We start from the raw sequence: 5,500 nt of genomic DNA on the forward strand, positions 1-5,500 counted from the left end.
GAATAATACGCTTTACACTTGGTAATATTGGCGAAAATAAGTACGCCTTCGGTATTCAATCCTTCCAGAGTCATTTTTTAGTTTTGTTTTTATTAAAAAAATCATTTTTGCTTGAACCTCATCGGGTATATTATACGATTTATTCGTTCGTATAAAACTCACAGACAATGCGGTCATCAAACCAAACACCTGTAATTCCGGCTACTTCTATGGCTGTTTTGAGTTGTTCGGAAACCAGAATATTGATATCGTAGGGAGCACAAAATAAATCCGGAGCTTCCTTTAGACATAATTTTCTGGGGCGTAAAAACGGATCCCTTTGCTCTTCATTTTCTACAGTAACCATTTGACTTGTCTTTAAATCTTCAAATACCGATTGCTTAAAATCGACGAGATCTGTTTTATGAATCAAATTCAGATAATGAAACTGAAATACTTCCGGTTCTTCTCTTTTTTTAAAATTTTTATCGAACGGAGCAAGTAACTTACAATCGTAGAACCGACAATCATTTAAGGTAAAATTCTCTACAAGCGTTTTAAATTTTTCATTTACGAACATACCGATATGTCCGCCAATACCCGGCATTTCTGCACTGAGTACATCTGTCCGTTTCGCTATGTTTTTTAATGTAAAATTATCAAGGTTAGGTGCCTCATCCGGAAATTTCCGGAAATCCAATACTTTATCATAATTATTCGCGACTTTCCAATAACGTCTCGGCGGTTCCAATTGTGGCCAACAGCCCACTTTTTCCCTTTCCGTAGCCTCATGAAGGCTGTAATAAACTAATTTTTTCATGGCTTAAACGATTATTTTTCGTTTTATCTTTCCTCTAAAAGTTTAAAATAACGGTTATAGTCTTTATCGGGAAAAGCTTTTTGTAAGGCTTCCAATGCTCTCTGAAGGTTTTGATAAATACCATCTGCTTTTAAATCGTTTGCGGATACTTCGGTAAAAAGATACTGCCAATCGGCTATACCTAAGAGATCCAAAACCGCTTCGTAATAGCCGTTCAATGTCAGATTGGTTTTATACGCCAACGCTCTATTGATATAATAAATGGTTGGTTCATTTGGGGGTGCGACACCCTTTTGAATACTGTAAACGGCCAATTTACCATCGCCTATTTCCGGACGCGTATCGAATATACGAAATGTCTTCCACAGTGCTATTTCTTCGGGTGTTTGCCCTTTAAACCAAAGTTTTTCATCATAATCCAATAGCGATAAACCGGAATACAGATTTTCCATATGAAATTCTAACTGAGAAGCAAAATCAGCTACTTCAAACCACGCATGAAAATGAATCTTGTCAATATTTAAAACATCCACAAAACACTCCGATACGTGTTCGTAACCCAGTTTGGTAAACTTCTTAATCCTAAAGGCAACCGTCTCCTCATCAGGAATAAAGATTTTAGCGTTTATATTTACATCTTCTAAATAATCGGATTTTGTTGTTGTTTCTAAATTTTGAAACTGTTCAGTTATTTTAAATGCCATGTTTTTATTTGTAGTTTAGATTGTAAAGAAGATTTTATTTCTTCCTGGTAGCGCTCTATTTTTTTTACTTCTCGTAATATTGATATTCCGTAAACAATACGTTTTCAAATTGTTGTTTGTCAAGACCGTTGTAACTATAAACGACAGTAGGATTTCCATATTGGTCATATTTTTGCACTACCTGTATTTGATACGTAATCGTCTTTTCTCCGTCTTTGTAATCGGTTATCGTTTCCTTAATTTCCCGTAATTTATTTTCCTTATAAATCCGTTCAAATTCCTGTGTTACCTGAATTTCATTTCCATTTTTAAATACGATTTTGCTTAGTCTGTAGTCTTTATCTAAAGTAATAAGGGTTAAATAAGGACTTTTATCTGTAGCGGCAATAGTATAATGGTAATCATCCGACCAATCGTATTTATAATTCAATTCCGTTGTTGCTTCATCATTAAAATGCACTATATCTTTGAAAGTAATGGCTCTCCCTTTACCGGAATAAATGCTCATCGACTCTGATTTGCCCAATTCCCCCATATCCCATTGATCATGTATTTTCAGTGCATTACCCTGAATATCAAATTGTTTTATCATTTTTCCGTAGTATTTCGTTTTATCTGTCGGAATGTTTCCATTTTCTACTTTACAGACATACGTAGTTGCCTCTTTTACAGAGCCTTCGAGTCCGAATTCAAATTTCTGAACGTAGTCGGTTTTAGGACTTTTCGTACTTTGTCCGTTACAGGAAAAGAAGAGTTGCAGGAATACTAGGAGTATTATTGTTTTTTTCATACTTCAATTTAGTGTTTTTGGCGGTTAAGGTTGTCTTCAAACCCTACTATACGAAACGACTTTTTTCATGGATTAAATCTATTACTTCCTGCATTTCGGGAACGCCACCTTCCAATGTTCGTTGTGCTACCTTTAATGCGGTCCATCCATAGTTATCTTCTACAGTTACATCTGCTCCGTAATGAATAAGCAACTTTGCCAATTCGATTTTGGGTGCTGGTTTATTTACTGCAGACATGAGTAATGTATCTTTATCTTCTCTGGCTTTTTCATCGGCATAATCGGGATTGGCACCTGCTTCGAGTAGTATTTTTGCAAAAAGAACAGCCGAATCCGAATGGTTGTTTCGAACATGATACATCGCTCTTCCAACGGTGGCTCCTTTATCTAATAATGCTCGTAAAACGGTACTATCGTTTCCGAAATTAGCAACCCGTTCCAAAGCGGTTTGCGTAGAATCCTCTAATGGTTCATTTACATCCCAATCGCTGTTGATCAACGCTAATTGCTTTTTGGAATCTTCACCACCAAATAAATTCAATAAATCCTCTTCATCCTCTGTTATGGGTTCTTCATACAGTGAATCCAGAAAACCCTGTAAGTTTTTAGCGATTTCATAAATGTTTTTCTCCCAGGGTTTTTCATTTTCACTGACTTCACCTTCGTGGTACCAGAAATAGATTTTACCAAATTTCTTTTCGTTTTGTCCCATCAGAATGAGATTCCCCGATACGTCGGAAGCAATAGCAAAGTAATGACCTGGGAAGCGATTTCTTTTGGTATAGGTAGTTTGTATATAGTCCAGACCACGCAATCCTTCATGAATGCCAAAAAAGGCATGAAAACCGAACGCACCTGTCATCTTTTTAACTTTAAACGTATTTTTAGCACCGGTACTTCCTCCGTTTTGCTGTAACAAAAAGGCTTTGTACGGTTCCGGAATGGTGCTATTGTTGCGTTCCCATTGTATTATTTCTGCCAAGGTAAGCGGACTATATTCAGATGTGCTATTCATTTTAAGTATTGCTAGAGTTTTTCTTATCAATTGTCAATAAAGTGTTAACCATTTAAATAACGGTCATTTCGCAATCGAACTTCTTGAATTGTAATGCAATCGCTTTGATGTCTTCTTCACTCTCGGCACTGGTCAAAAACAACGGTTTGTAAAAAATAAACTCCCCATCTATTCTTTCGTAGCTTTCATCCATTTCCTTTTTAACGGTGTGAAAGAATCTTACTGCTTCTTCCTTGTCTATCTTTTTTATTTGCTGAATCAAATCAACCACCGCTGCTACGTCATTCCCTCTTGTTTCGAGAAACAAAGAACAGTTGCTTCTATTTCCAAGTGCGACGTTATGATCCGTCAGAAAGGCACGTGTTTCATCATTCAACGCTACATTTAACGGCGTTCCTCCGCTAAAGGTTTTGGTTTCGTAATGCGGCCCCTCTAATGTTTGGTTTAAAAAGGCTCCTTTTTCAGACAATAATTTTAAACATTCGAGATTTCCCTTCATACTGGCTTCGAAAACAGCCGACCATTTTTGGTAGTTGGGATTAAACTCAGGCGCATTTTTAACGGATTTCTGCTTTAGCAGGTGCTTTAACATTTTTGGATCTTCTGCAAACTTGGCAAGTTCCGTAGTTTCCATGTTTAAAATTTCGGTATCAAAAGTAGCTCCGGCAGCCAACAACAGGTCTATAACTTTCTTTATTTTGGGCTGATAGCCTTTTCCATACGCATTTCCATTCCAGCTGCAATAACGAACCAACATTCTGGTCAGAGGCGAGTTACCCATTTTGTTTTTGCTATTCACATTGGCACCACGACTAATTAACAGACTACAATTTTCAGGATTGGTATCGGTACCGTAAATCGGTGTATCATCAAAATTATCTTTGATTTCGATATCCATTCCCTGATCCAGCAAAAACGCAATAAACGGAATGCTGTTATCCTTTTCAACCGCTTTGTGCAGTACCGAGTTCTGGTATTGATCTCTAAAAGTAAGATCGGCTCCATGATCAATAAGCAACTGACAGATTTCTATTTTTTTATCGTTATTGGATACTTGTGCTAATTCAAGTAGGGGTACAAATCCATATTTGCAAGCTTGATTGACCGTGGTTAGCTTCTTTAAAATTTTCTTAATCGTTGTCACATTTCCGCTTTCGATTGCAGCATTTAAATCACTAATTAATGCCGATTCATCTTTTTCATTGGATTTAAAAACAACATTTTTTATAGCCTCCTGAAAAGCAGCATTACTCCAGTTTTCCTCTGCATATTGTACAATCAATGCTTCCACACTTGGATCCAGCGTATAATATTCGTCGCTCAATTCGTTGTGCAACTTTTTTAGTGTTTTATCAAAACCACTCACATAAGCATAGTCGCCATAAAAGGATGTTCTGTGTTTGTCTGTCTGGTGAATAAAATCAAGGAACTTTTGTACAATTTCCAAGCCTTTTTCACTTTTGATATTTTGCAACACTTCAATCAGATAATCGGTAGTAAACCCTTCGCCCAGATTAGAGAAAAGCTGTTCAATGCCTCCATTTTTAATTTCCCCGTCGATTCGTATTGTCAGCCAGATTGTACGTGCTATTTCATTCAGTTCTTTAAACCGATCGGAAGAAAGACCGATTTGATGGTGCATATATTCAAACAACGGATAAAGGTTTGAAATGGAATAAATAGGTATATTTTGATTGGAAATAGTGTTCATTTAATTCGTGTTTTTATTGGTTTGATGTCATTGCGTTTAAAGCCAGAAATGAAACTTTTAAAATAGAAATTCCGTTTTTAAAAAAAGATAGGAATGGCTTAACTAAAAGCGTTTGCCAGTAGTTCTAAATTCGCTTTTAATTTTACTTTTTGTATGTTTCTAATATCTTCATCCCCGCCATTAACTAAGGCTGGAACAAATGTTAAACACTCGTCTATGGCTACGGGTCCGTATTTATCAAGTGCAGGTAGCTCTATGTCTCCATACCACTCATCTTCCATATAAAGCCTACTTCCTGCGTATCCTTCTAGAAATCGATTTAATTTATTATCAACATATATGTATTCTTCTGTTTGTATGTTGTAAAAAGCAATGCACTTTTCATTATCAACCTCCCCAATTAAATAAAAATTGCCCATTGCCGTTTTTGCAAAAGGCATAATAGATTGATTTTTTAATTTTGGAAACTCTTTTAATAATG

At 36.2% G+C, this 5,500-nt stretch carries 6 protein-coding genes; all 6 read right to left on the bottom strand.

Annotation, left to right across the window (positions count from 1 at the left end):
- Positions 1-139: 139 nt before the first annotated feature.
- Entirely contained in the window at positions 140-799 is a 660-nt protein-coding gene (locus Q1R07_RS01155; RefSeq protein WP_300485122.1) for a hypothetical protein, read from the bottom strand.
- Positions 800-822: 23 nt separating this feature from the next.
- A complete protein-coding gene (locus tag Q1R07_RS01160; protein WP_300485123.1) occupies positions 823-1,503 on the bottom strand; it encodes a hypothetical protein in 681 nt (226 codons plus the stop codon).
- A 64-nt stretch (positions 1,504-1,567) separates the two neighbouring features.
- Positions 1,568-2,293 carry a hypothetical protein gene (locus Q1R07_RS01165; protein WP_300485125.1) on the bottom strand — a complete coding sequence of 242 codons (726 nt, stop codon included), beginning with the start codon at positions 2,291-2,293 and terminating at the stop codon, positions 1,568-1,570.
- Positions 2,294-2,339: 46 nt separating this feature from the next.
- A complete protein-coding gene (locus Q1R07_RS01170; RefSeq protein WP_300485127.1) occupies positions 2,340-3,308 on the bottom strand; it encodes an SMI1/KNR4 family protein in 969 nt (322 codons plus the stop codon).
- Positions 3,309-3,360: 52 nt separating this feature from the next.
- The gene (locus Q1R07_RS01175; protein WP_300485129.1) at positions 3,361-5,019 is read right to left on the bottom strand and encodes an ankyrin repeat domain-containing protein; all 1,659 of its coding nucleotides are present in this window, start codon (positions 5,017-5,019) and stop codon (positions 3,361-3,363) included.
- Between the two features lie 98 nt (positions 5,020-5,117).
- On the bottom strand, positions 5,118-5,500 hold a 383-nt coding region (locus Q1R07_RS01180; RefSeq protein WP_300485131.1), incomplete at its 5' end, for a T6SS immunity protein Tdi1 domain-containing protein.

This window comes from Flavobacterium sp., assembly GCF_030146175.1.
Lineage (GTDB): Bacteria > Bacteroidota > Bacteroidia > Flavobacteriales > Flavobacteriaceae > Flavobacterium.